Here is a 25507-nt window from a genome sequence, read left to right on the forward strand (position 1 = left end):
TTAGACCAACTGATTTTCAATAACAACATTAACTTCGTTAGCGGTTTCTTTTCGAATAGCAACATGCGAATCGTTAATATTGAAATAATAAGGATCACCAAAAGGTGCAATTTGGATAAGCTCGATAGTATTGCCAGGCAAACACCCCATTTCAAGTAATTTTAATGGAATTTCGTCAAGATTTACATCTATAATTATAGCTTTATCTCCAATTTTCAACTCTGAAAGTAGAACTGACATCCTTATTTAGATTGAATTAAAATACAAATGTAGGTATTATTTATAAATTGAAGCTGATAATTGTCAATTTTGAAGAAATTATTCTTGGCAAAGGAAATTTATGTCTTCCAATAGTTTTTTTACTTCTTCTAAATTTGTTCCATCATAAAAACCGCGAATTCTCTTTTTTTGATCTACCAAAACGAAGTTTTCAGTATGAACCATATCATAAAGTTCATCTGGACTTCCAGTTTTAACCACTAAAAATGATTTTCGAGCCAAGTAGTAAATGTCTTTTTTGTCTCCAGTAAGTAAATTCCACTTAGAGTCAATAACTCCTTTTTCTTCAGCATATTTTTTAAGAACAGGAACGCTATCCATATCAGGCGTTACTGAAAAAGAAACCAATTTTATTTTATCATTATTTTTTATTTGATTTTGTAACCAAACCATATTATCTGTCATTTTAGGACAAATCGTTGGGCAAGTAGTAAAAAAGAAATCAGCAACATAAACTTTGCCTTCATAATCTTTTTGAGTAATAATTTTTCCGTTTTGATTTCTAAAAGCAAAATCTTCAATTTTATGATTATATCCTAAATGTTGAATTGTAGAGTCTACTAGCTCAGGATTAATGTCTCTAGGATTAAATATTGGTAGAGTTTTTTTAGGCTTTGTTAATGTATATATAGATAAAAAAACTAGAGTTAGTAATAATCCTAGAAAAATGATATATTTTTTGTTTTTAGTAGTCATTTTTTAATTTTTAGCAAAATTAAAGTATTTTAAAACGATAAAAATGCGATTTTTGTTAAAAAAGTTATAATGTGTTGAAAAAAATATTATTTTAGCGAAATTATTAAAAAAACAACCCAAAAAATGAAAACTAAACTACTGATTTTAAGCCTTTTAATTGGAGGTTTTTCAAGTGCTCAATTTGTGTCTTCAGCACCGTGGAATTCTGAAAGCAAGCAGCAAAAAACTATAGATCAAATGGTTGATGAGTTTAACCAATATTGGTTATCTCATGATAAAAACAAGAAAGGTTCTGGTTATAAGCCTTTTATGAGGTGGGAAAATCACTGGAGAAATTTAACAAACGAAAATGGTTTTTTAATCTCTGCAGATGAGCTTTGGGCAGCATGGCAAGAAAAGAATCAGTCTAAAGCATCTAAAAATTTATCGTCAATGTCTTTACCGCCAAGTAATTGGCAGCCGGTGGGGCCATTTACACATACAAATACAGGTTCTTGGTCTTCTGGACAAGGAAGAGTAAATTTTGTTTATCAAGATCCAAACAATAGTAATGTAGTTTATATTGGTTCTCCAGCTGGAGGAATTTGGAAATCAACAGATGCAGGAGTAAATTGGACACCACTTTCTGACTTTTTACCTCAAATAGGTGTTTCTGGAATTGTTGTAGATCATACAGATTCAAATGTAATTTACATTGCTACTGGTGATAAAGACGCTTCAGACACATATTCTGTTGGGGTTTTAAAATCAACAGATGGCGGATTAACATGGAATACTACTGGATTAAGTTTTGGAGGAAGCTCAAGTTTTGCAGGGGATTTAATTATGGATCCAACTAACAATCAAGTATTGTTTTGTGCAACAAGTAGTGGTATTTACAAAACAAGTAATGCAGGAGCCTCATGGTCAGTTGTTCAAACTGGAGATTTTTCTCAAGGATCAATTCGTTTTAAACCAAGTGACTCATCAATTATTTATGCAGTAAGTGCAAATAGATTTTATAAATCTACTAATTCTGGGTCATCATTTACAATAATCACGACCGGATTACCTTTTAATTCTGGAAGATTATTATTAGATGTAACACCTGCAAACTCCAATTATATTTATATTTTAAGTGCTACTACTGGTTATGCATTTCAAGGAATTTATAGATCGACCGACAGCGGAACAAGTTTTACTGCAAGAAATACATCAACGGATGTTTTTGAGTCTTCTCAAGCTTGGTATGATTTAGCATTAGGAGTTTCAGATACAAATGCTGAAGAAATTTTTACGGGTTGTTTAAACGTATGGAAATCTTCTAATGGAGGAACATCTTTTACTAAAATTAATAACTGGAGTTCACCTTCAGCACCATCTTATACTCATGCAGATATTCATTATTTAGGGTTTTATGGAGGAAATTTATATGCTGGAACTGATGGGGGTGTCTATGTTTCTCAAAACGGAGGAACTAATTTTACTGATTTAACAGCTACTGCACAAATTAGTCAATTTTATAAAATCGCAGTATCAAAACAATCTGCTGCAAATATGGTTGGTGGTTTACAAGATAATGGTGGTCATGCCTACAGTAGTGGTCAATGGAAAAACTATTATGGTGCTGATGGAATGGATACGGAAATTGATCCCACAAATCCTAACTTGTATTATGGTTTTATTCAAAATGGTGGTTCTTTATATATAAGTAGTACAGCAGGAAATGGAATAACAGGAAGTGTTAGTTCGCCAGGTGGTCAAAGTGGAAATTGGGTAACTCCACTAGCAACTAATAGTATTGGAGAATTGTTCTCTGGTTTTGCGGGATTATATAAATTAACTGGAGGTACATGGACACAACAAAACTCAGGAAGTATTGGATCAGGAAACCTTGAATTAATTTATGTTGATCCTACAAACGATGATATTATGTATATTTCAAATGGTTCAACTTTGTATAAAAGTACAAACCATGGCGTAAACTTTTCATCAATTTTTACTGCTTCTTCTACAATTAGATCAATAGCTGTAAATTCTAATAATAATAATATAGTTTATTTAACTACTTCTGGAACTGGAGGGCAAGTGTTAAAGTCAACAAATGGAGGAACTACATTTACAAATATCACTTCAGGCATACCGAGTATTGGAAAAAATGTTATTGTTCATCAGGGACAACATCCTGATAACCCTTTATATGTAGGAACAAGTTTAGGAGTATACTATTTAGATGATACCATGGGCTCTTGGCAAGCTTTTGATACAAATTTACCTAATGTTTCTGTTACGGATTTAGCAATTAATTTATTTGATAATAAAATAATAGCATCAACTTATGGAAGAGGAATATGGCAAACGGATATACCTGTTCAGTTAGCACCAGATGATGTTAAACTACTTGCAATCAATAATCCTGGTTCAAATGTAAATTGCGGTAATTTAACTCCAGAAATTGTAATAGAAAATAATGGAGTCAATACAATTAATTCAGTTCAAATTGATTACAGTGTTGATGGCACACCATACAATACAACTTGGAATGGAACATTAATTTCTGGAGCTACTGCAGTTGTAACACTTCCTTCATTAGTTTTAAGTAGAGGTATACATACTTTTAATGTTACTACTACAATTACAAATGATGCATTTTCAAGTAATAATAATGGTACTGTTTCTATTTATGTAAATGATCAAGGTACTGTTGGAGTGGTTAATACATTTGAAAATACAGTTGATGAATTATTAAGATATGATGAAGGTTCAACAACTGCTCTGTGGGTTAGAGGCGTTAGAAATGGAGGTGCATTAGCAAGTGGTTTTGGAAACAATGTTTTTACAACTAATCTTACAGGGAATTATCCAGATCAAACAAAATCTTATTTAGTTTCTCAATGTTATAATTTAACAGATGTGTCAAGCCCTGAGATTCATTTTGACATGAAATATGATTTGGAGCTGAATTGGGATATTGTATATGTAGAATACACTACAGATTTTGGTGCTAATTGGAATGTTTTGGGAACTATGGGTGCTAATTGGTACAATAGTGATAGAACTGTAGCAACAGCAGGAAATGATTGTTATAATTGTCCTGGTGCACAATGGACTGGTACTAATACAACAAACACAAACTATTTTTATCCGTTAAATTCTTTGATTGGTGAACCTAATGTAATATTTAGAATAGTTTTTCATTCAGATGAATCAGTAAATCAATTAGGTGTTAATATTGATAATTTTGTTATAACAGGTACGCTTTCTGAACAGAATTTTAACACAAATGAATTTTTTGTTTATCCAAATCCTTCTAAAGGAATCTTTAATATTTCATTTTCAAACGAAGTGCCTGAAAGTATAGAGATTTTTGAAGTGACCGGTAAAAAAGTTTTTAGTAGCGATAAATTAAACATTGAAGGGTCAATTGTTAAATTGGATTTAACTAATCTTTCATCTGGAATTTACTTTGTTAAGATTCAATCTAACGATAAACAATTAGTAAAACGTATTATTAAAGAATAATGAAAAAAATATTTTTTGCCCTAAGTTTTTTGGTTTTTTCTTTAAGTGTAACATCACAAAATAGAGAAGAAAAAAGCCTTACAAATCAAAAATTTTTGAGAATAAACGAAGAGATTTCGCCTGAAAAAGCATTAAAAGTTTTTTCAATGGAGTTTAAATTAAATAAAGAAGTTTCTTTCTCTAAAGTTTCTTCAAATGTTGATAAAGTAGGTTTTATTCATGAAAAATATCAACAGTTTTACAAAGGATTGAAAGTAGAATTTGGTACAGCTATTGTTCACTCAAAAGATGGAAAAGCAAGACTAGTTAATGGAGAGTTATATGCAATTGAAAATCAAAATATACAACCAAATTTAAATAGTGAGCAAGGCTTAGCTAAAGCCATACAATATATAAATGCTGAATCTTATCTTTGGGAAAATGAAGTTCAATCTAAGATAATGGATTATGTTAAACCTGACGGAGAACTGTTATTGTTGCCAAATTTAAATTCGGGCTCATTAATATTAGCTTATAAATATGATATTTATGCTACACAACCAATTTCTAGAAACGAAGTTTATATAGACGCTAATTCTGGTGAGATTTTATTAGTGAATGCAATAATTAAGCATGCTCATGAATTATTTTCAAATGAAGATTTAAAGTTTAAAAAAGAGCAGGTAGAAAGGGCAGTTTTAGCAACAGGTAATGCAGATACTCGTTACAGTGGGAGTAGACAAATTGAAACTACTTTCGACGGAACAAATTATATTTTACAAGATTATTCTAGAGGTAATGGAATTTTGACCTACAATTGTGAGGATACAGGAACATATCAAGATGTAGATTTTATTGATAATGATAACAATTGGACAAGTGCAGAACATGCTAATGTTTTTAAAGATGATGGAGCTCTTGATGCGCATTGGGGTGCAGAAATAACATATGATTTTTGGGGTAATATTTTCGGAAGAAATAGTTTCGATAATAATGGCGCTGCAATAAGAAGTTATGTTCACCATGGAAATTATAACAATGCAAGTTGGAATGGTTCAGTTATGACATATGGAGATGGAACTGCTGGAGGTTTTGATATTTTAACATCAATAGATGTGTGTGGGCATGAAATTGGGCACGCTGTGTGTACTTATACCGCTAATTTAGTTTATGCTAATGAATCAGGAGCAATGAATGAGGCTTTTTCAGATATTTGGGGAGCTTGTATTGAACATTATGGAAGAACAGGTAGTTTAACAACACCTAGGCCAGCTTCGGTTTGGTTAATTGGAGAAGATTTAGGTAATGCATTGCGCTCTATGAGCAATCCAAATTCTAAAGGGGATCCAGATACTTATGGAGGAACTTTTTGGTATACCGGAACTGCTGATAATGGTGGAGTTCATACAAATTCAGGTGTTTTAAATCATTGGTTTTATATTTTGTCTGAGGGAGAATCTGGAACTAACAATGCACCTTCTCCTGATACTTACAATGTCACTGGAATAGGTTTAGATAAAGCTGCTGAAATTGCATATCTTGCAGAAAGAGATTATTTAACGCCTAATTCTACTTATTTAGATGCCCGTAATGCTACAATTGAAGTTGTATACAATTTATATTGTGCAAATAGTCCAGAAGCAGAATCAGTAACTAATGCATGGTATGCTGTTAATGTTGGAGAATCTTATGTTGCTGTGAATTATGATGTAGCATTACAATCTATTGCACAAAATCAAACAATACCATGTACTACAAATTCCTTTGCCACAACTATAAGCTTTAAAAATCAAGGATTAAATTCATTATCAAGTGTAAATATTTCTTATAATGTTGATGGTGGTGCAAATACTAATGAAGTTTGGAATGGAACTTTAGGGCTTTGTCAAGAAACAACATATCCTATTTCAGTGACAGGTCTTTCTAGAGGTGCGCACACTTTAAACATTACAACTACAGTTACAAGTGATGCAAGACCTGAAAATAATACTAAATCGATTGTATTTTTCATAAATGATTCAGGTATTGTAAATGTTGTAAACCCTTTTAGTACTATATCTGATGAATTGATAGCTTATAATGATGAAGGTACTTCAACTTGGTTTAGAGGTGTTAGAGGTTTTGGAGCAATGTCTTCTGCTGGTAATACAGTTTATTTAATTAACGATACAGGTGATTATCCTGATGCAACTAAATCTTATTTAGTGTCACAATGTTATGACTTAACAACTTTAAGTAGCCCTCAATTAAGTTTTGATATGAAATTTGATTTAGAAGAAGACTGGGACATTGTTTATGTTGAATATTCTACAGATTTTGGAGCTAATTGGAATGTTTTAGGCACAATGGGAGCAAATTGGTACAATAGTAATAGAACGCTTGCATCATCAGGAGGAAATGATTGTTACAATTGTCCAGGTGCACAATGGACAGGGACAAACACAACTAATACAAACTATTTCTATTCCTTGAGTGCATTAAATTCTGAAACCAATATTATTTTTAGAATAGTTTTCCATTCAGATGAAGCAGTTACTCAGTTAGGAGTTAATGTAGATAATTTCTTAATTAGTGGAACTTTAAGCAATGAAAGTTTTAATACTAATGAAATCTTAGTATATCCTAATCCTTCTAAAGGAATCTATAACATATCACTAGGAACAAATCAATTAGAAAAAATTGAAGTTTATGATATTAATGGCAGATTAATTTTAAATCAAAATTCTTTCGAAAATTCTTTCGAGACAAAAATTGATTTATCAAATGCTTCAACTGGAGTTTATTTCATTAAAATTTCTGCAGAAGGAAAGAACTTCGTTAAAAGGATTGTTAAAGAATAATTTTTAATAAAGGTTTATTAAACAAAAAGTTATATTTGTAAAATAACTTTCTTTAACCAAATCAAAATGAAAAAAAATATGATTAAAGGAAGCTTAGGCTTCCTTTTTTTATTGTCTCTTTTAAATTCGTGTAAAACGAATCAAGAAGTGGCAAAAGTTGAACCTAAAAAAGCAAGCCCAGGAATTAATACAAATTACATGGATACTTCGGTAAGTCCTGCTGATAATTTTTTCCGTTATGTAAACGGGAAATGGCTAGATAAAACTGAAATTCCAGCCGATAGAACACGTTGGGGAAGTTTTGATGAACTTCGCAAGAATACCGATGACGATGTAATGGCAATCTTAAAAGAAGCTTTAGCAGACAAAACAATTGATCCTAATTCTGATCAAGGAAAAGCATTAAGTTTATACAAATCGGTTTTAGATACTGTTACACGTAATAAAATGGGAATTTCTCCATTGAAACCATACCTAGCTAAGATTGATAAAATTCAAAATACTCAAGATTTAATCGCCTTAACAACTGAATTGGAAGCAGAAGCTAGCATTGGTTTTTTCGGAAGTTATATTTATACCGATGCAAAAAATAGTAACCGAAACGTAGTTTATATTGGTAATGGAAGTTTAGGTTTACCTGATAGAGATTATTATGTTTCTGATGCAGAAGATACCAAAGAAAAAAGAGCTAAATATGTAGCTCACGTAACAAGAATGTTACAGTTTTTAGGCGACTCTGAAGCTCAAGCAAAAACTTCTGCAGAGCAAATTTTAGCACTAGAAACTAAAATGGCAGAATCGATGTTAGACAGAGTTGAACGTCGTGATAGAAGAAAAACGTATAACCCAATGACAGTTGCCGAATTAGGTAAAGTTTTACCAACAGTCAATTGGGATAATTATTTAACAGGTGTAGGAATTGGAAAAATTGATTCAGTAGTAGTTTCACAACCAAGATATTTAGAAAAAATTGAAACCATTTTTAAAGAAGGCGATTTAGCTTCTTGGAAAGCATATTTACGTTGGACTTTATTAAACGATGCTTCAGGAGTGTTATCAACTGAGATTGCTGATGCTAATTGGGATTTCTATGGTAAAACTTTAACAGGAGCTGTAAAACAACGTCCTGCAGAAGAAAGAGCTTTGGCTACTGTAAATGGTAGACTAGGTGAAGCTTTAGGAAAATTATATGTAGCTAAAAAATTCCCGCCTGAAGCTAAAGCAAAAGCACAAGCGATGATTGCTAACGTAATGAAAGCTTTTGAAAACAGAATTGATAATTTACCTTGGATGACGCCTTCAACTAAGGAAAATGCAAAATTGAAATTAAACAAATTAACAGTTAAAATTGGATATCCTGATAAATGGAAAGATTATTCTAAATTAAAGGTTACAAGCCCTGAAAATGGAGGAACTTATTTTGAAAATTCTAGACAATATGCTTTATGGTCACACCAAAAGAATTTAGATAAATTAGGAAAACCAGTGGATAAAACCGAATGGGGAATGTCACCTCAAACAGTAAATGCATATTTCAACCCATCTAATAATGAGATTGTTTTCCCTGCTGCTATCTTACAACCGCCTTTCTATGATTACAAAGCGGATGAAGCGGTAAATTATGGTGGAATTGGTGCGGTTATCGGACATGAAATTTCTCACGGATTTGATGACTCAGGTTCACGTTACGATTCAAACGGAAATTTAGTAAATTGGTGGAGTGATGAAGATTTAAAACAGTTTACTGAACTTGGAGGCGCATTAGCGGCTCAATATTCTAATTTACAACCGTTACCTGGAATTTATGTTGATGGTAAATTTACATTAGGTGAAAACATTGGTGATTTAGGAGGTGTGAATGCTGCTTATGATGGTTTACAAATTTATTTGAAAGAAAATGGAAATCCTGGATTAATTGACGGTTATACACCAGAACAACGTTTCTTTATTTCTTGGGCAACAATCTGGAGAACTAAAATGCGTGACGAAGCAATTAAAAATCAAGTAAAAACAGACCCACATTCGCCAGGAATGTATCGTGCGGCAGAACCATTGAAAAACATGGATGCTTTTTACAATACTTTTGGTGTAAAAGAAGGAAACGGAATGTATGTAAAACCAGAAGACCGAGTTAAAATTTGGTAATACATTTTAAAATTTGATATTAAAAAGCCCAACATTTGTTGGGTTTTTTAATTGTTTAAATTTCATTCAAAAACTCAAAACCATATTTTTCACGTAAATATTTACAGCTAATATATTTTCCTTTTGAAATAGCATTCGTTTTAAATTCCGGGATTTCTAAACCTAAATTAGCAGCTTTTTGAGGATAATATTCGTTGCGCTTAGGATGTTTTGGATAAACCGCATTTAATGCTTTTCCCCATAAATTATTTTCTATAATATGAAAGATAAGATTGATGCAATCTTGTTGATGAATTAAATTAACAGGAGCTTCAGGATTGTCGATATTTTTCTTTCCAGAAATATAATTAACAGGATGTCGGTTTTCCCCAATTAACCCGCCAAAGCGTAAAATGGTAGTTTCAAAATGCGTGTTGTAACGTAAACGGTTTTCAGTTTCTAGTAATTGTTTACCGCGGTCATCATTAGGTTGAGGTGGTGTATCTTCATAAATGGTTTTCATAGGAAAACTATCAGGAAAAACAGCTGTAGAGCTTACAAAAATTACTTTTTTAACCGTTGATTTTTCTAAAAAAGGTAAACAATTTTCTATCTTTTTTACTAAACTTTCTGGATTACCACCTCGCAAATTAGGCGGGAAATTGATGATTAAGAGTTCACTTTCTTCTAAAAAATTTTCAAAATCTCCAACAATTTCATTTTCATGTAACTCTACTATATAGGGTTGAATGTTTTCGGCTTTTAACTTTCGATGTTTAGAAATTGAAGTTGTAGAACCTTTTACTTCGTAACCTTTAGTTATAAATTGTTGGGCTAAAGGAAATCCTAACCAACCACAACCTAAAATAGATATCTGTTTTCTATTCTCTTTCATCTATTCTCTTTATTAACTATCCTTTTTGACTAAAACAAATCCGTCATTCTCAATTGCCATATAACCTTGGTCATATAAAAAATAATAGCGATTGCCATTTTTGGTTTCGTAAATTGAAGTTACAAATTCAAAATCGAAACCTTTTGCTAGTAGTTTAGTGCGCGTAGTTTTGGTTTTACTTTCGGGATTTAATTCACAAAGAATACGATAATTTTTACGCAATTTATTATTAATGTTGCGCATTAAATTGTTTTGGTCTTTGTTCATTTTATTGTTGTAGGAGTTTCGGCAAGCGTCACTACAAAACTTCTTGTCTTCTCTTCCTACAATTTTATCGCCACATTCTAAACAGGTTTTACTCATTACTATTTCTTAAAATTAAAAATTAATTCTTCGTTAGTTTCTTCCATCAATACATAAACAATCATGTGATTGTCATCAATTTTTTCATAGGTGATTTTGTCAAAATAGAATTTATTCCCATCTATTTTAACCAAACGGAAACTTTCTTTTTCATCTTGTTTTTCCCAACCTTTTAATTCTTTATCAAAGTGCTTTAGTTCTAAAACTAAACTTTTGTCTTTCTCTATAATGTGCCCGACTTCATAAAAGAAAACTTCATTGTCATTCCACATTTTAAAAGAAAACAACATGGATTTAGCAGAAGCTAAACTCCAGTTTTCTTCAAAATTACCCATTTCAGAAGCTCCTTTCCAATTCCCAGAAAGCCATTTTATATCATTTAAATTTGCTTTTGGCGAACCTTTTTCATCATTATAATGTAAAGTGTTTTGCGCTTTGCAAGACAATGTAATTATTGAGATTGCAATTAGAAACAGCAGTTTTTTCATATTGTTTATTTCAATTTTTTTAGTTTGTATAAATCGTGTCTTCTGTCTTTCATGGTTTGTACGCTTCCATGTTCGTGTAATTCTTTTAACAAATCTAAGTCGACATCAACAATTAAGGTCATTTCGGTATTTGGAGTTGCTTCCGCTTTAATTCCGTTACTTGGAAATGCAAAATCAGATGGTGTAAAAACAGCAGCTTGTGCATACTGAATATCCATGTTGTTCACTTTCGGTAAATTACCAACACAACCTGCTACAGCAACATAACATTCATTCTCAATGGCTCTGGCTTGCGCACAATGTTTCACTCTTGTGTACCCATTTTGGGTATCGGTAAGGAAAGGAACAAATAAGATATTCATGCCTTGATCGGCCATTATTCGCGATAATTCTGGAAACTCTACGTCATAGCAAATCACAACACCAATTTTACCACAATCGGTATCAAATGTTTGAATAGTATCGCCACCAGTAATTCCCCAATGGAAAATTTCGTTTGGTGTAATATGTATTTTGCGATACATTTCGCTTGTACCATCTCTACGACATAAAAAACCAACATTATAGACATGTCCGTTTTCTAAATGTGGCATACTTCCCGTTATAATATTGATGTTATAAGAAATGGCAAATTCTTGCATTTTTTTATGAATAGCATCTGTATATTTTGCCAATTCTTTTATGGCTTCAGCTTCAGAAAGATGATTGTAATCGGCCATTAATGGTGCTGTAAATAACTCGGGGAACAAAGCAAAATCACTTCCATAACCTGAAACAGCATCGATGAAAAATTCAGCTTGTTCAAAAAGCGCATCTAAATTTCCTAACGAACGCATTTGCCATTGAATTAAACCTAATCGAATAACACTTTTTCTGACATTAATTAATTGAATATCTTCTTCATAATAAATGTTATTCCAATCGAGGAGAACAGCAAATTCTTGTGAACTTTTATCGCCTTCCAAATAATTTCGCATTACTCTAACGGGTTGGAAGTCATTACTAAGCTGAAAAGTTAAAACAGGATCATAGATCTCCTTTTTATTCACTTTTTCAATGAATTCTTTTGGAGTTAGCTTACTTGAAAATTCTTTGTAATTGGGAATTCTACCCGCAAAAACAATGGCTCTTAAATTCAATTGTTCACACAATTCTTTACGGGCATCGTATAACCTACGACCTAAACGTAATCCACGGTACTTAGGATGTACAAAAACATCTATTCCATATAAGATATTGCCTTTACTATTATGAGTTGAAAAGCTATAATTTCCTGTAATATCTTTATAATTATGAAGTTTGTAAGCTGTAGTTTCAGAAACTATAATTGATAGAGCTGAGCCTACTACCTCACCATCTGCAACAATAACGATTTGGCCTTCAGGAAAAATTTTGAGTAATTTTTTAATATGTTTCTCATCCCAATAGGAGTTTTCCATATCGGGATAGGCTTCGATCATTGATTTTTTTAATTGTTTGTAATCTTCAATTTGTAGATTACGTAACTCTACTTTTTTAATTTCTTGGCGCATAAATATTTGATTTTCAACAAATATAATCAATATTTTTTCCGTTTACAAATGGTTACAAATATTTACAACCGAAATTAATTAGATAATAACCGAATAAAGTTTGGAAAGGGTCAAATCTTTGCATCGTCGAAATGAACGAACGAATTTGAGTTTAATCAGAAAGACAATTTCAAAAATCAATTTTATTAATTATTTAAATCTTAAACGCCATGAAAAACAGAGTACAATTAATCGGACACGTAGGACAAGAACCTGAAATTAAAAATCTTGAAGGAGGAAAAAAACTAGCTAACATTTCTATTGCTACTAATGAAGTGTATTACAAAGACAATGGAGATAAAGTTGAAAAAACAGAATGGCATCGTGTTACAGCTTGGGGAAAGACGGCTGAAATTATAGAAAAGTACGTTACAAAAGGAAAAGAAATTGCTATTGACGGTAAATTAACTACAAGAAATTATGATGATAAAGACGGAGTTAAACGTTACATCACAGAAATTGTTGCAAATGAAGTTTTACTTTTAAAATAATAAACTTTAATAAAGTAAAAAGGCGGTCAATTGACCGCCTTTTTATTATGATACATTTTTAATTAAATCAAACATGGGGCAACGTTTGCAACGTTTATGTTCGCCTTTTTTAAATTTTTCGCAACATTTCGATTTGCAATTATCTACAACCTTCATTTCAAGAAGTTTACCTTTTTTAAGTTTCTTCTTTTTCTTCTTTTCTTTTTTATCCTTGTCTTTACTCATTTGAAATAGAAATCTTTGACAAAGATATAATTATTTTTAAATGTTCTAAATAAAAATTACTGTGGATTTGTTGCAATTGAACTAGTTACAGATAATTGTTGGATGTCGCGATCAAATAAATAAAGACCGCCACGATCTTCTCCAATTAAATTTATTTTATCTAAAATTGTTTTGGCTTGCGCCTCTTCTTCAACTTGTTCAGCAACATACCATTGTAAGAAGTTATGCGTCGCATAATCTTTTTCGTGTAGTGTGATATGTACTAACTCATTAATTGAATTTGAAACAAAACATTCGTGTTTGTATAATTCATCAAACATTTCTTGAAACGTACCAAACTTCGTTTTTGGTGCTTTTAAATCAGTAATTTGAGCATGACCACCACGTTCGTTTACATATTTTACTAACTTAAGCATGTGAGCTCTTTCTTCATCCGATTGGCGATACATAAACTGAGCAATTCCTTCTAAACCTTGAATTTCTGCCCAAATAGCCATTGATAAATAAACTTGAGAAGATTCCGCTTCAATTCTAATTTGGTCGTTTAATGATTCTTCTATTCTTTGTGTTAACATAGTTGTGCTTTTTCTTTTAAAGATACAAAAAATGCAAAAAAATTAATTAATAAATTCGTAAAAGGTAAATGTTTTATCTTTTTTATTGAATCCACCAAGGATAATAGATTTTTTGTTTTTTATGATAGTTTGGTGAGTTATGTCTTTGTTTTTATGAATAAAAAATCTAAGCTTATCAAATGCAGTTTCGTTTATATTTCCCTCAATATTATTAAAGTTACTATCTAAAAGACAATTAATGTAAATTACTTTTCTGTTATTATATGAGTTTATATTGTTTAAGTTATAATCTTGAAGAAGTGATCCTATCATTGCTCCAGTAAAACCACCAATAATACCACCATAAAAAATACCACTTTTTTGTCTAACCTCGGAAACCCCACCTATAATCATTAATGTGTTTTGATTATAATCATTAAGTACAATTGATGGAAAATTATTTCCAATTTTTCTGAGTAATTGATTTGATTTTCCAAGTATCCTTTTATCTAATATATCTCCATCCTCTTGGATTATATCAGTGTTTTTAAATGAAATGTCAATATTATCTTCAATTATATAGTTTTTTAATTCATTACCTTCAAAGTCTTTAAATGAAATATTCATTAGATGGCCTACCAATTTCATTTGAACTATACTATTTTTATAATAAAATGAATTTGACTCAATATTATTAAAATCACTTTTTTTAATAAAAGGTTTTTTAATGTGGTTTACTTTATAATTATTTGATTTTAAGTCTAATTGTATGCATTGTGTAAAATCATGATTATTATCAAAAGTAAATATAAGCCTGTCTTTATCAACAAAACATTTTCTTTTATCTCTACTTAAAACCAAAGATGGTGGTGTCTCTTCTTTAATAACTTGTGTTAAAAAATCAGTTTTTGACCAATTTTCTTCAATAAAAATATCTTTAAGTGTAGCTCTTCTATTCAGAGAGCTTATGAATTTTTCATCTTTTAAGTCATAAGTGGTTTTTACAAGTTTTTCATCAAATGAATATGTATTAATTACATTTTCCTCTTCTAAACAAGTTATAATGTAAAAATTATTATCTGTTGAAAGTCTAACGATAAATTTTTCATCTTTAATGTTAAACTCAATGTCTTGAATAGATGATTTTTGAGTAGTTAAATTAATTACTTGTTTTACTAGTCCTTCAAAGCCTCTTTTGCTCCAATAAAAATGAACAGTTTCATCATCATAAAAATTATAACCTAAAATGCTTTTTCCTTTTCCTTCAGGTACTTGGATATCAAATTCTTTAATTTTAATTGTTTGGTTATCAAAAAGTTTAAAATTAAGTTTTTCTTGTTCTGAAACTATAATTAAAAAATTTTCATTGTTTGGATTTTTTAATGAAAACAAACTTGCATTTTTATCTAAATTAAATTCAAATGAACTAATGCTTTGTTGTGAATAAGAAAAAGTAAATCCAATTGTAAATAATAATAATAAAATCTTTCTCATACTAACTAATTGTTGAACCGTTTAAAACTCCATCAGCATCGGGGTTTACAAAAACTAAATTTCCTTCTGCATTGTTTGTCATTAAAATCATCCCTGCACTTTCCACACCACGAAGGGCTCTTGGAGCTAAGTTTACTAAAACCGTTACACGTTTACCAACAACTTCTTCAGGAGAAAAATGTTCAGCAATTCCAGAAACAATTGTTCTGACATCAATACCAGTATCTACTTTTAATACTAAAAGTTTGTTGGCTTTTGGCATTTTTTCTGCTTCAATAATAGTACCAACACGCAAATCTAATTTTGTAAAATCGTCGAATGTTGCTGTGTCTTTTTGTGGTTCTGCACTCATGCTTGCTGCTTTATTTGCTTTTTTACTGGCTTCTAATTTGTCTAATTGTTTTTGAATGTCTGCATCTTCAATTTGGGCGAATAAAATTTCAGCTTGACCAATTTGATGACCAGCTTTTAATAAATTACTAGTTTCTGTAATAGAATTCCAAGTCAATTCGCTATTCGAAATATTTAGAATTTGTTTTAATTTTTCAGAAGTAAATGGTAAAAATGGTCCAGAAAGAACTGCTAAAGCCGAAGCAATTTGTAACGCGACATACATTTGTGTTTTTACTCTTTCAGGATTTTCTTTTACCATTTTCCATGGTTCTTCATCAGCCAAATATTTATTTCCTAGTCGTGCCACATTCATCATTTCACCTAATGCTTCTCTAAATCTATATCTTTCAATTGAAGAAGAAATAACTGCTGGATAGGCTTTTAATTCTGCTAAAGTTTGTTCGTCAACTTCAGAGAATTCATTTGGTGCAGGAATAATTCCTTCGTAATATTTATTAGTTAATACTACAACTCGATTAATGAAGTTTCCAAAGATAGCCGCTAGCTCATTGTTGTTTCTTGCTTGGAAATCTTTCCAAGTGAAATCGTTATCTTTTGTTTCAGGAGCATTTGCTGTTAACGCATAACGCAAAGCATCTTCTTTTCCTGGGAAATCTTCTAAATATTCATGTAACCAAACCGCCCAGTTCTTAGATGTCGATAATTTATTGCCTTCTAAATTTAAAAACTCATTTGCAGGAACATTATCAGGCAAAATATAATCGCCATGTGCTTTTAACATTGCTGGGAAAATAATACAGTGGAAGACAATGTTATCTTTTCCAATAAAATGAACCAATTTAGTGTCTTTATCTTTCCAATATGGTTCCCAATCTTTTCCTTCTCGTTGTGCCCATTCTTTAGTAGATGAAATGTAGCCAATAGGCGCATCGAACCAAACGTATAATTTTTTGCCTTCTGCACCTTCAACAGGAACATCAATTCCCCAATCTAAATCACGTGTTACTGCTCTTGGTTCTAAACCTGCATCTACCCAAGATTTAACTTGACCGTATACGTTTGCTTTCCAATCGTTTTTATGACCTTCTAAAATCCATTCTTTCAAGAAAGCATCATATTCATTTAAAGGTAAAAACCAGTGTTTCGTTGCTTTTAAAATAGGTTTTGTACCTGTAATTGTCGATTTTGGATTGATTAAATCAGTTGCATTTAATGAAGTGCCACATTTTTCGCATTGGTCACCGTAGGCTTCCTCATTTCCACATTTTGGGCAAGTTCCGGTAACAAATCTATCGGCTAAAAATTGATCGGCTTGTTCATCGTATAATTGCTCTGTAGTTTCTTCAATGAATTTTCCGTCTTCGTATAGCTTTTTGAAAAAAGCTGAAGCCGTATCATGATGAATTTTACGAGATGTTCGAGAGTAATTATCAAAAGAAATTCCGAAGTCTTCAAAAGATTTACGAATAATTCCGTCGTACTTATCAATTACTTCTTGAGGTGTGATGCCTTCTTTTTTAGCTTTCATTGAAATCGCCACTCCATGCTCATCGCTTCCACAAATGTAAGCCACATCTTTCCCTTGTAATCTTAAGTAACGTGCGTAAATATCAGCAGGAACATAAACCCCAGCTAAATGACCAATATGAATAGGTCCGTTAGTGTATGGTAATGCTGCTGTAATGGTATATCTCTTCGGATTTTCTAACATTGTTTCAAAATTTGATACAAAAATAATTCTTTGTAAAGGAATTCACGAATTTTTGAACTGAAATTGTTTAAATTTGAGTAATACTTTTACTTAACAAGTATGTTTCGTTATTTTGCAATCATAATATTTTTATCAACTTTTTCATATTCCCAAAAGAAAATGATTATTCCTCCTCATTTAAAAAAAGGCGACACCGTTGCTATTGTTTGTACCGCTCGTAAATTTTTCCCAGAAGATGCAAAACCTGCTATTGAATTATTAGAATCGTGGGGATTGAAAGTAAAATTAGGAAGTACTATTGGTAAAGACAGTTGCCAGTTAGGCGGAACCGATTTTGAACGTGCTGCTGATTTACAAGAACAAATTAATAATCCTAATATTAAAGCTATTTGGTGTGCGCGTGGTGGATATGGCACGGTAAGAATAATTGATTCTATAGATTTTTCTGCGATGAAAAAACATCCTAAATGGATTATGGGATTTTCAGATGTAACGGTTTTACACAGCCATTTGAATAATTTAAGAATAGCTACATTACACAGTATAATGCCTTTTACGGTTCCAAGAGCGCCAGAAGAAGTAAAAGAAACGTTGCGAAAAGCGTTATTTGGTGAACCAATATCTTATGAAGTCCCATCGGTTTCATATAACAGAATTGGAGAAGCGAAAGGAGAATTAGTCGGCGGGAATATTTCTATTTTATACAGTTTATTAGGTTCAAAATCATCGATTAATACTAAAGATAAAATTCTGTTTATTGAAGATTTAGACGAATATCTATATCACATCGATAGAATGATGTATAATTTAAAACGTAATGGATATTTTGATAGTGTTAAAGGAATTATTGTAGGAAGTATGACCGATATGCATGATAATGAAATTCCATTTGGACAAAATGCAGTTCAAATTATAAATGAGATTACAAAGGAATACAACATTCCAATTGCATTCGATTTTCCTGCCGGACATCAAAAAGACAATCGTACTTTAATTTTAGGAAGTCAAGTTGAATTTGAAGTAAATAATAAAGAAGTAAAACTTCGTTTTAAATAACATTGACACGTTGAAACAATGGCAGAACATAACGAGTTAGGAAAATTAGGTGAAGAGCTGGCCGTTGAATTTCTAAAAAGTGATGGATATGAAATTTTAGAAACCAATTGGCGATTCGATAAAGCCGAAATTGATATTATTGCTCAAAAAGATAATATCCTTGCGATTGTTGAAGTAAAAACTCGATCGAGCATTGAATTTGGACTACCACAAGACTTTGTGAAACCTAAAAAAATTCAACTTTTAGTAAAAGCTGTAAATGAATATGTTGAAAAAAACGACTTAGATGTAGAGATTCGTTTTGATATTGTTGCAATAACAAAGATTCAATCAAAATATAACATTGAGCATATTGAAGAAGCGTTTTATTATTTTTAAGTTAAATTTATAACATTATGTGTTTTTATTTGTAGATTTGCAAAAATAAACAACACTATGAAAACAATTTCTTCGGTAGTAGAGCAATATATCAAGCACAAGCCGTTTTTATTAAATTCAATTTCGCAAGGAATTATTAATCTTACTTCATTAGCACGTATAATGATGCCAGAAATTGAAAAAGAACTAGGAAAAGAAGTTAAGCAAGGAGCTGTTGTAATGGCTCTAAAAAGACTTTCAGAAGAGTTAGATTTTCGAATTAATCACAAATTAATCAGAGTTTTAAAAAACATTGGAGAAATAACAGTTCGTTCTTCATTGGTAGATTATGCTTTTGTTGTTTCTGAAACTTTGTTAGAAAATCAGGCAAGACTTATTGCTGAAATTAATAAAAACAAAGAATTGTTTTATACTTCTTCAAGAGGTGTTAATGAATCAAATATTATTGTAAGTTCTGCTGTTTCAAATGCTTTAGAGGAAATTTTTAAAAATGAAAAAAGAACTCATAAAGTAGAAAATCTTTCTTCAATTACGGTTAAATTACCTCAAGTTAATGTAACCACACCAGGAGTTTTTTATTATATATTTCAACGTCTAGCTTGGGAAGGAGTAATTATTCATGAAGTAATTTCAACTACAAATGAATTTACGGTAATTGTTCATGATAATCAAATAGATTCGGCTTTCAAAATTATTAAAGATTTGAAAAACGTTAACGAAGAATAAAAAATAAGATATTTTTTTCACATCTAAAAAAGAAACGTATTTTTACCATTCTTTATACTAAAAATCAACATTTAAAGTTAAAGAATTAAAAACGTTTTCACATTGAAGAGTTCAATACATAAATATATTTTAGGAGCTTTTTTAGTATCCCTAGTATTTGCGTGTTCAGTTAAAAAAGATAGATTTATCAATCGTAATTTACACGCTGTATCTACCGAATACAATATTCTATACAATGGAAATATTGCACTAGATGCTGGATTAGAGGAAGTAAAATCAACCTTTCAAGATAATTTTTGGGATGTTCTTACAGTTGAAAGAATGCCAAAAAAAGACGAGAATATACTTCCTGGACAAAGTAAGAACTCAAATTTTGAAAAGGCCGAAGAAAAAGCGGTTAAAGCTATCCAAAAGCATTCCATGAATATCGATGGAACAGAAAGAAATCCGCAAATTGACGAGGCTTATCTGTTACTAGGAAAAGCACGCTATTTTGATAACAGATTTATTCCTGCTTTAGAATCGTTTAACTACATTTTATATAAATATCCTAAAAGTGATAAAATTTATCATGCTAAAGTATGGCGTGAAAAAGTGAATATTCGTTTAGATAATAATGAAGTAGCTATTAAAAATTTGAAGCAGCTTTTAAAAAGTCAAAACATTGAAGGTCAGGATTTAGCCGATGCAAATGCTATGTTAGCTCAAGCATTCATCAACATTGAAGTTTTAGATACTGCAGTAGCATCACTTAAAATTGCTAAAGAGGAAACTAAAAATAAAGAAGAACAAGCAAGATATACTTTTATTTTAGGGCAGATTTACGAAAAAATGAATTACCAAGATAGTGCTTTCGCAGCTTTTCAAGAAGTAATTGATATGAAACGTAAATCACCACGTCGTTATGTAATTCAAGCACATGCAAAGCAAGCATTGCAGTTTGATTATGAAAAAGGCGATACTATTGCTTTCCTAGAGAAATTCAACAAACTTATTGAAGATAGAGAAAACAGACCATATTTGGATATTATTTATCATCAAATGGGTATTTTTTATGATAATTTTGAAAAAGACTCAATAGCTGAAAGTTATTATAATAAATCGAATAGAAGGTTTTCTCAAGATACATATTTAACAGCTTCAAACTACAGAAATATAGGAGAAATTCATTTTAAAAATGCCGATTATAAAGTGGCGGGAATGTACTATGATAGTACATTATTAAAAATGAATGAAAGAACAAGAGAATATCGAAAAATCAAGAAGAAGAGAGAAAATTTAATTGATGTAATTAAATACGAAGATATTGCAAAACAAAATGATAGTATTTTATCACTTGTAGCAATGAATGAAGGCGATCGAAAAATTTTCTTTGAAAAATATATCGAAAAACTAAAAAAAGAGGATGAGTTGAAGGCAAAATTAGCGGCTGAAAAAGATGCTAAAGACCAACAAGACAATATGCCTGGCAAGCCTAAATTCAATCCTAATCCTGATCCAATAAATATTTCAGGAGGAAATTTACCGCCCATTGGAATGAATAGCCAGTCTACGTTTTATTTTTACAACCCTACTACTGTTGCGTATGGTATAAAGGAATTTCAAAAGAAATGGGGAAATAGAAAACCTGGAAGCAATTGGAGGCAATCAAAAGCGAAAGAAGATTTTCTTTCAGATGATTACACAAATGAAGATTTTGTTGAAGTTGAGAATGATAGTGTAAAAGAAATAAATCCGGCATATACAGTTGCTTTTTACACAGAACAATTACCAAAAGAGAAAAAAGAAATTGATAGTATATCTAAAGAAAGAAACAATGCATATTATGAGTTAGGACTTTTATACAAAGAAAAGTTTAAAGAGTATGCGCTTTCAGCCAATCGCTTCGAAAAATTATTAACCTTTAATCCTGAAGAGCGACTAATTTTACCAACAAAATATTACCTATACAAAGACTATGAAGTGATTGATCCAGATAAGGCCAAATTACTCAAAGCAGAAATATTAGCAAATTATCCTGATAGTAGATATGCGCAAATAATTTTAAATCCAAAAGAAGCAGAGCTAGATAGTGAAAATCCTGAAGCAGTTTTTAAAAATATTTACAATCAACTTGAAAAAGGACAAATTAGAGAAGCATATGCTCAAATAAACGAGCGTGTTGAGATGTATTTTGGCGATGAAATTTTACCTAAAATGGAATTGCTTAGAGCTAAAGTTATAGCAAGGACAAATGGTTTGGAAGCGTACAAAAAGGCGTTAAATGAAATTGCTGTAGCATATCAAAATATTTCTGAAGGAAAACAAGCTCAAGAACTACTTAATAAAGATATTCCTGTGTTAGAAAGCATAGCTTTTTCCGATGAAGACAAATTAAGCTGGAAAATTTTATTTCCAAAGACATTTGAAATTGGAAAAACAAATGAAAAATTAGTAGAAAAATTAGCAAAATATGTAAAAGATAGCCATAATGACGATTTGAAATTATCAGTTGATTTTTATAATCTAGATAATGATTTTATTGTTTTACATGGATTTAAATCTAAAGAAACGGCCCAAGCTGTTTTACTATATTTAAAGGAAAATAAAGAATATAAAGTTAAAGATGAAGCATTTGTGATTTCATCAGATAACTATAGAGTTGTTCAAGTAAAGAAACAGTTTCAAGAATGGCTTAATATTCAGTAATTAAATTGCCCAAATCAAACCTACATAATTATGATTAACAAAGCAAAAGCAAAAGAAAGTCCGTTAGGCAAAACAAATCGTATTGTTGAAGGAACCCTAATTAAAGGAGAGATTGAATCAAAAGCAGATTTCCGATTGGATGGTACTTTAATAGGTAATTATAATTCTACAGGAAAGCTTGTTATTGGCCCAACAGGTGAAGTGCAAGGTGATGTCAAATGCAAAAGTGTTGATATTGAAGGTAAATTTTCTGGCAAGATGGAAGCGGTAGACTTGTTGAGTGTTCGTGCAACGGCACACATTAAAGGAGATGTAGTTGTTGGAAAACTTGCAGTGGAACCAGGAGCAATCTTTGAAGCTACGTGTGTTATGAAAAGTAATTTGAAAACACTTAGTAATGAACAATCCGAAAAAACAGCCTAATAATAAATGGCTTCAATTAATAACAATCCCATTTCAAATGGGATTTGTTATTTTTATATTTAATTATTTTGGACAATATTTAGATGAAAAAAACAATTCAGATAATTATGTAAAAATACTTACCCTTGTTGGTGTTTTTCTTTCTCTATATTATGTTATAAAACAAGTAATCCAGCTAAGCAAAGACAAATGATTTCAAAGCTAAAATCGATCATTTATTTATTTATTATTTTATTGTTAATTGTATATGTGATAAGCTTTCTAGTTAATCAAATTCCATCAATTAATGAGAAATGGAATCAAACGAGTAATAGTTTTAATGAAATATTCTTATTTTTCGCATTAACAAGTTTAATGCTTTTTATAGTTCATTGTCTGGTTTATAAAAAAAATAAAGAACAGCTAGGTTTTGTTTTTTTAGTTACTTTAACGTTAAAAGTAGCAGCCTCTTTTTTCTTTATTAATAAAATAGTTTACAGCTTTGAAAAATACTATTCATTTATATATTTTTTTATATTCCTTGTAATAGATGTCTTTTTGACGGTTAGATTGTTGAACCGAAAAGATTGAAACCAAAACAAATTGAAAAAATCTCAAAAAAAATCTTTTTTGAAACTTGGAATATTAATTAAAGTTGTACTTTTGCAAAAAATTTTAACGACCATAAAAAATTATATTTAATAAAGTATGGTAATTTTTAGAAAACCACTTCAATTAGTATTAGTATTCGCATTAGCGATTTTACCTCTTTTAAGTTTTGCAAATGATGAAATTCATCAAGATGCAACTACAGAAGAAACTCACGGTGAACATGTAGATGAATCTCAGGATAAAAAAGCTAAAGTAAATGCTTTTATTGAGCATCACTTGCAGGATTCTCATGATTTTGTATTTTTTTCTGATGAAAAAGAAAATAAGCATTATGGATTTTCATTACCTGTAATTCTTTGGGATAATGGATTGAAGATTTTTTCTTCTTCAAAATTACATCATGGAGAAACAGTGGCTGAAGTTGATGGTGACTATTACAAGTTATACCATGGGAAAATCTACAAAACGGATGCTGAAGGAACAATTTCTTACGATGATGATCATCATCCTACAAATGTTAAGCCTCTAGACTTTTCAATTACAAAGAATGTGGTTTCAATGTTATTTACATCGGTATTGTTATTGATTATGTTTGTTGGATTAGCTAGATCCTATAAAAAAGGACCAATACCAACTGGATTTGGTAGAATTTTAGAGCCATTAGTGATTTTCATTAGAGATGAAATTGCAATACCTAATATTGGTGAGAAAAAATATAGAAAATTCATGGGCTTCTTGCTAACGGTGTTTTTCTTTATTTGGGTGTTGAATTTATTAGGGATGACTCCACTAGGAATTAATGTGACAGGAAATATTGCTATAACAGTTTGTTTAGCAATGTTTACTTATGTAATTACTCAATTTAGTGCGAACAAAGATTATTGGGGGCATATTTTCTGGATGCCAGGTGTGCCTCTTCCAATGAAGATTATTTTGGCGCCGATTGAGTTGCTAGGTACATTAACAAAGCCGTTCGCTTTATTAATTCGTTTATATGCAAATATTACTGCTGGTCACGTAGTTATCATGAGTTTAATTGCTATGATTTTTGTGGGGCAAAATTTAGCAGCAGATATGTCAATTTCATTAGCTTTAACTTTGTTTATTTCTGTGATTGAGATTTTAGTTGCATTTTTACAAGCATTTATCTTTACAATGTTATCGTCTTTATTTATTGGAATGGCAGTTCAAGACCACCACCATGACGAACATCATTCGGAAGATATGTTAGGTGATCATGACAATGCTGTAATTTAATATTTTAGAATTTTTGTTTAATTATTATATATATACATTATGAACATTCCAATGTTAGTAGGTGCAGGTTTAGTAGTAATCGGTGCTGGTTTAGGTTTAGGTAAAATCGGTGGTTCAGCAATGGATGCTATTGCTCGTCAACCAGAAGCTGCTGGAAAAATCCAAACAGCGATGATTATTATCGCGGCTTTATTAGAAGGTTTAGCATTCGCTGCTTTAATCTTAGGAAAAGCTTAATTAAAACAAATTAACAAAGACTTGTAACGGTTGGTTACAAGTCTTGTTTAAAAAAAAATTAAAGAATAAATATAAATTTCATCAATGGATAAGTTAATTAACGATTTTTCATTTGGACTGTTTTTTTGGCAAGCATTAATTTTATTAATACTTATTGTTTTATTAGTAAAATTTGCATGGAAACCTATCATGAGTGCCATTACTGAGCGTGAAGAAGGTATTCAAAAGGCTTTATTAGCAGCTGAAAATGCTAAAAAAGACATGCAAAACTTACAAGCGGATAACGAAAAATTATTAGCTGAAGCTAGAGCAGAGCGTGATAACATGCTTAAAGAAGCTCGTGAAATGAAAGACAAAATGGTTGCAGACGCAAGAGCTGAAGCTCAAGTTCAAGGTGAGAAAATGATTGCTCAAGCAAAAGCTACTATCGATAGTGAGAAAAACGCAGCTATGGCAGAATTAAAATCTCATGTATCTACGCTTTCAATTGAAATTGCAGAAAAATTATTAAAAGAAGAATTAGCTAACAAAGAAGCTCAATCTAAATTAGTTGAGAAAATGTTAGGTGATGCTAAATTAAATTAAT

General features: G+C 30.9%; 23 protein-coding genes. 13 read left to right on the forward strand and 10 right to left on the reverse strand.

Annotated features, from left to right (window positions below):
- Both KK2020170_RS04055 and KK2020170_RS04060 read right to left on the reverse strand, forming a co-directional pair.
- Window positions 1-240, reverse strand: a complete 240-nt coding sequence (locus KK2020170_RS04055; protein WP_221259532.1) for a FeoA family protein — start codon at window positions 238-240, stop codon at window positions 1-3.
- A gap of 78 nt (window positions 241-318) precedes the next feature.
- Entirely contained in the window at window positions 319-975 is a 657-nt protein-coding gene (locus KK2020170_RS04060) for an SCO family protein (protein ID WP_221259533.1), read from the reverse strand.
- 123 nt (window positions 976-1098) lie between these two features.
- Here KK2020170_RS04060 and KK2020170_RS04065 point away from each other — a divergent pair, with 123 nt between their 5' ends.
- From KK2020170_RS04065 to KK2020170_RS04075, 3 genes are all read left to right on the forward strand, one after another.
- Entirely contained in the window at window positions 1099-4476 is a 3378-nt protein-coding gene (locus KK2020170_RS04065; protein ID WP_221259534.1) for a T9SS type A sorting domain-containing protein, read from the forward strand.
- The gene (locus KK2020170_RS04070; protein ID WP_221259535.1) at window positions 4476-7295 is read left to right on the forward strand and encodes a M4 family metallopeptidase; all 2820 of its coding nucleotides are present in this window, start codon (window positions 4476-4478) and stop codon (window positions 7293-7295) included. Before KK2020170_RS04065 ends, KK2020170_RS04070 begins: the two co-directional genes overlap by 1 nt.
- A gap of 66 nt (window positions 7296-7361) precedes the next feature.
- Window positions 7362-9440: a M13 family metallopeptidase gene (locus tag KK2020170_RS04075; protein WP_221259536.1), complete on the forward strand. Its 2079-nt coding sequence runs from the start codon at window positions 7362-7364 to the stop codon at window positions 9438-9440.
- A 55-nt stretch (window positions 9441-9495) separates the two neighbouring features.
- On the opposite strand, the gene KK2020170_RS04080 is transcribed toward KK2020170_RS04075, so the two are convergent.
- The 4 genes from KK2020170_RS04080 to KK2020170_RS04095 are packed head-to-tail and all read right to left on the reverse strand — an operon-like array spanning window position 9496 to window position 12697.
- On the reverse strand, window positions 9496-10314 hold the full coding sequence (locus tag KK2020170_RS04080) for a Rossmann-fold NAD(P)-binding domain-containing protein (RefSeq protein WP_221259537.1): 819 nt from the start codon (window positions 10312-10314) through the stop codon (window positions 9496-9498).
- Window positions 10315-10326: 12 nt separating this feature from the next.
- A complete protein-coding gene (locus tag KK2020170_RS04085) occupies window positions 10327-10677 on the reverse strand; it encodes a hypothetical protein (RefSeq protein WP_221259538.1) in 351 nt (116 codons plus the stop codon).
- Between the two features lie 2 nt (window positions 10678-10679).
- Complete coding sequence (locus KK2020170_RS04090; protein ID WP_221259539.1) at window positions 10680-11165, reverse strand: DUF6265 family protein; 486 nt, start codon at window positions 11163-11165, stop codon at window positions 10680-10682.
- Window positions 11166-11170: 5 nt separating this feature from the next.
- Window positions 11171-12697 (reverse strand): bifunctional GNAT family N-acetyltransferase/carbon-nitrogen hydrolase family protein, encoded by a 1527-nt coding sequence (locus tag KK2020170_RS04095; RefSeq protein WP_221259540.1) that lies wholly within the window; start codon window positions 12695-12697, stop codon window positions 11171-11173.
- A gap of 209 nt (window positions 12698-12906) precedes the next feature.
- Here KK2020170_RS04095 and KK2020170_RS04100 point away from each other — a divergent pair, with 209 nt between their 5' ends.
- On the forward strand, window positions 12907-13227 hold the full coding sequence (locus tag KK2020170_RS04100; RefSeq protein WP_221259541.1) for a single-stranded DNA-binding protein: 321 nt from the start codon (window positions 12907-12909) through the stop codon (window positions 13225-13227).
- 45 nt (window positions 13228-13272) lie between these two features.
- Here the strand turns inward: KK2020170_RS04100 and KK2020170_RS04105 are convergent, their stop codons facing one another.
- The 4 genes from KK2020170_RS04105 to metG are packed head-to-tail and all read right to left on the reverse strand — an operon-like array spanning window position 13273 to window position 17565.
- Window positions 13273-13452 (reverse strand): hypothetical protein, encoded by a 180-nt coding sequence (locus KK2020170_RS04105; protein ID WP_221259542.1) that lies wholly within the window; start codon window positions 13450-13452, stop codon window positions 13273-13275.
- A gap of 56 nt (window positions 13453-13508) precedes the next feature.
- Window positions 13509-14027, reverse strand: coding sequence for a ferritin (locus KK2020170_RS04110; RefSeq protein ID WP_221259543.1), 519 nt, complete (start codon window positions 14025-14027; stop codon window positions 13509-13511).
- A 42-nt stretch (window positions 14028-14069) separates the two neighbouring features.
- Window positions 14070-15500 (reverse strand): hypothetical protein, encoded by a 1431-nt coding sequence (locus KK2020170_RS04115; RefSeq protein WP_221259544.1) that lies wholly within the window; start codon window positions 15498-15500, stop codon window positions 14070-14072.
- A 1-nt stretch (window position 15501) separates the two neighbouring features.
- A complete protein-coding gene (metG, locus tag KK2020170_RS04120; RefSeq protein WP_221259545.1) occupies window positions 15502-17565 on the reverse strand; it encodes a methionine--tRNA ligase in 2064 nt (687 codons plus the stop codon).
- Window positions 17566-17724: 159 nt separating this feature from the next.
- Between metG and KK2020170_RS04125 the strand changes: the two genes are divergently transcribed.
- The 9 genes from KK2020170_RS04125 (at window position 17725) to KK2020170_RS04165 (ending at window position 25506) form a co-directional block, all read left to right on the forward strand.
- Window positions 17725-18621 (forward strand): S66 peptidase family protein, encoded by an 897-nt coding sequence (locus tag KK2020170_RS04125; RefSeq protein WP_221259546.1) that lies wholly within the window; start codon window positions 17725-17727, stop codon window positions 18619-18621.
- Window positions 18622-18639: 18 nt separating this feature from the next.
- Window positions 18640-18999 carry a YraN family protein gene (locus tag KK2020170_RS04130; protein WP_221259547.1) on the forward strand — a complete coding sequence of 120 codons (360 nt, stop codon included), beginning with the start codon at window positions 18640-18642 and terminating at the stop codon, window positions 18997-18999.
- A gap of 57 nt (window positions 19000-19056) precedes the next feature.
- Window positions 19057-19725, forward strand: coding sequence for an aspartate kinase (locus KK2020170_RS04135; RefSeq protein WP_221259548.1), 669 nt, complete (start codon window positions 19057-19059; stop codon window positions 19723-19725).
- Window positions 19726-19827: 102 nt separating this feature from the next.
- Window positions 19828-22413 carry a type IX secretion system periplasmic lipoprotein PorW/SprE gene (gene porW, locus KK2020170_RS04140; RefSeq protein WP_221259549.1) on the forward strand — a complete coding sequence of 862 codons (2586 nt, stop codon included), beginning with the start codon at window positions 19828-19830 and terminating at the stop codon, window positions 22411-22413.
- Between the two features lie 30 nt (window positions 22414-22443).
- Complete coding sequence (locus tag KK2020170_RS04145) at window positions 22444-22836, forward strand: bactofilin family protein (protein WP_221259550.1); 393 nt, start codon at window positions 22444-22446, stop codon at window positions 22834-22836.
- Window positions 22811-23029, forward strand: coding sequence for an AtpZ/AtpI family protein (locus KK2020170_RS04150; RefSeq protein WP_221259551.1), 219 nt, complete (start codon window positions 22811-22813; stop codon window positions 23027-23029). Before KK2020170_RS04145 ends, KK2020170_RS04150 begins: the two co-directional genes overlap by 26 nt.
- A 494-nt stretch (window positions 23030-23523) precedes the next feature.
- Window positions 23524-24684, forward strand: coding sequence for a F0F1 ATP synthase subunit A (atpB, locus tag KK2020170_RS04155; protein WP_221259552.1), 1161 nt, complete (start codon window positions 23524-23526; stop codon window positions 24682-24684).
- 39 nt (window positions 24685-24723) lie between these two features.
- Window positions 24724-24921, forward strand: a complete 198-nt coding sequence (gene atpE / locus KK2020170_RS04160; protein ID WP_014082777.1) for an ATP synthase F0 subunit C — start codon at window positions 24724-24726, stop codon at window positions 24919-24921.
- Window positions 24922-25005: 84 nt separating this feature from the next.
- A complete protein-coding gene (locus tag KK2020170_RS04165; RefSeq protein ID WP_221259553.1) occupies window positions 25006-25506 on the forward strand; it encodes a F0F1 ATP synthase subunit B in 501 nt (166 codons plus the stop codon).
- Window position 25507 lies beyond the last annotated feature (1 nt).

Origin of the sequence: Flavobacterium okayamense (genome assembly GCF_019702945.1) — a bacterium.
Lineage (GTDB): Bacteria > Bacteroidota > Bacteroidia > Flavobacteriales > Flavobacteriaceae > Flavobacterium > Flavobacterium okayamense.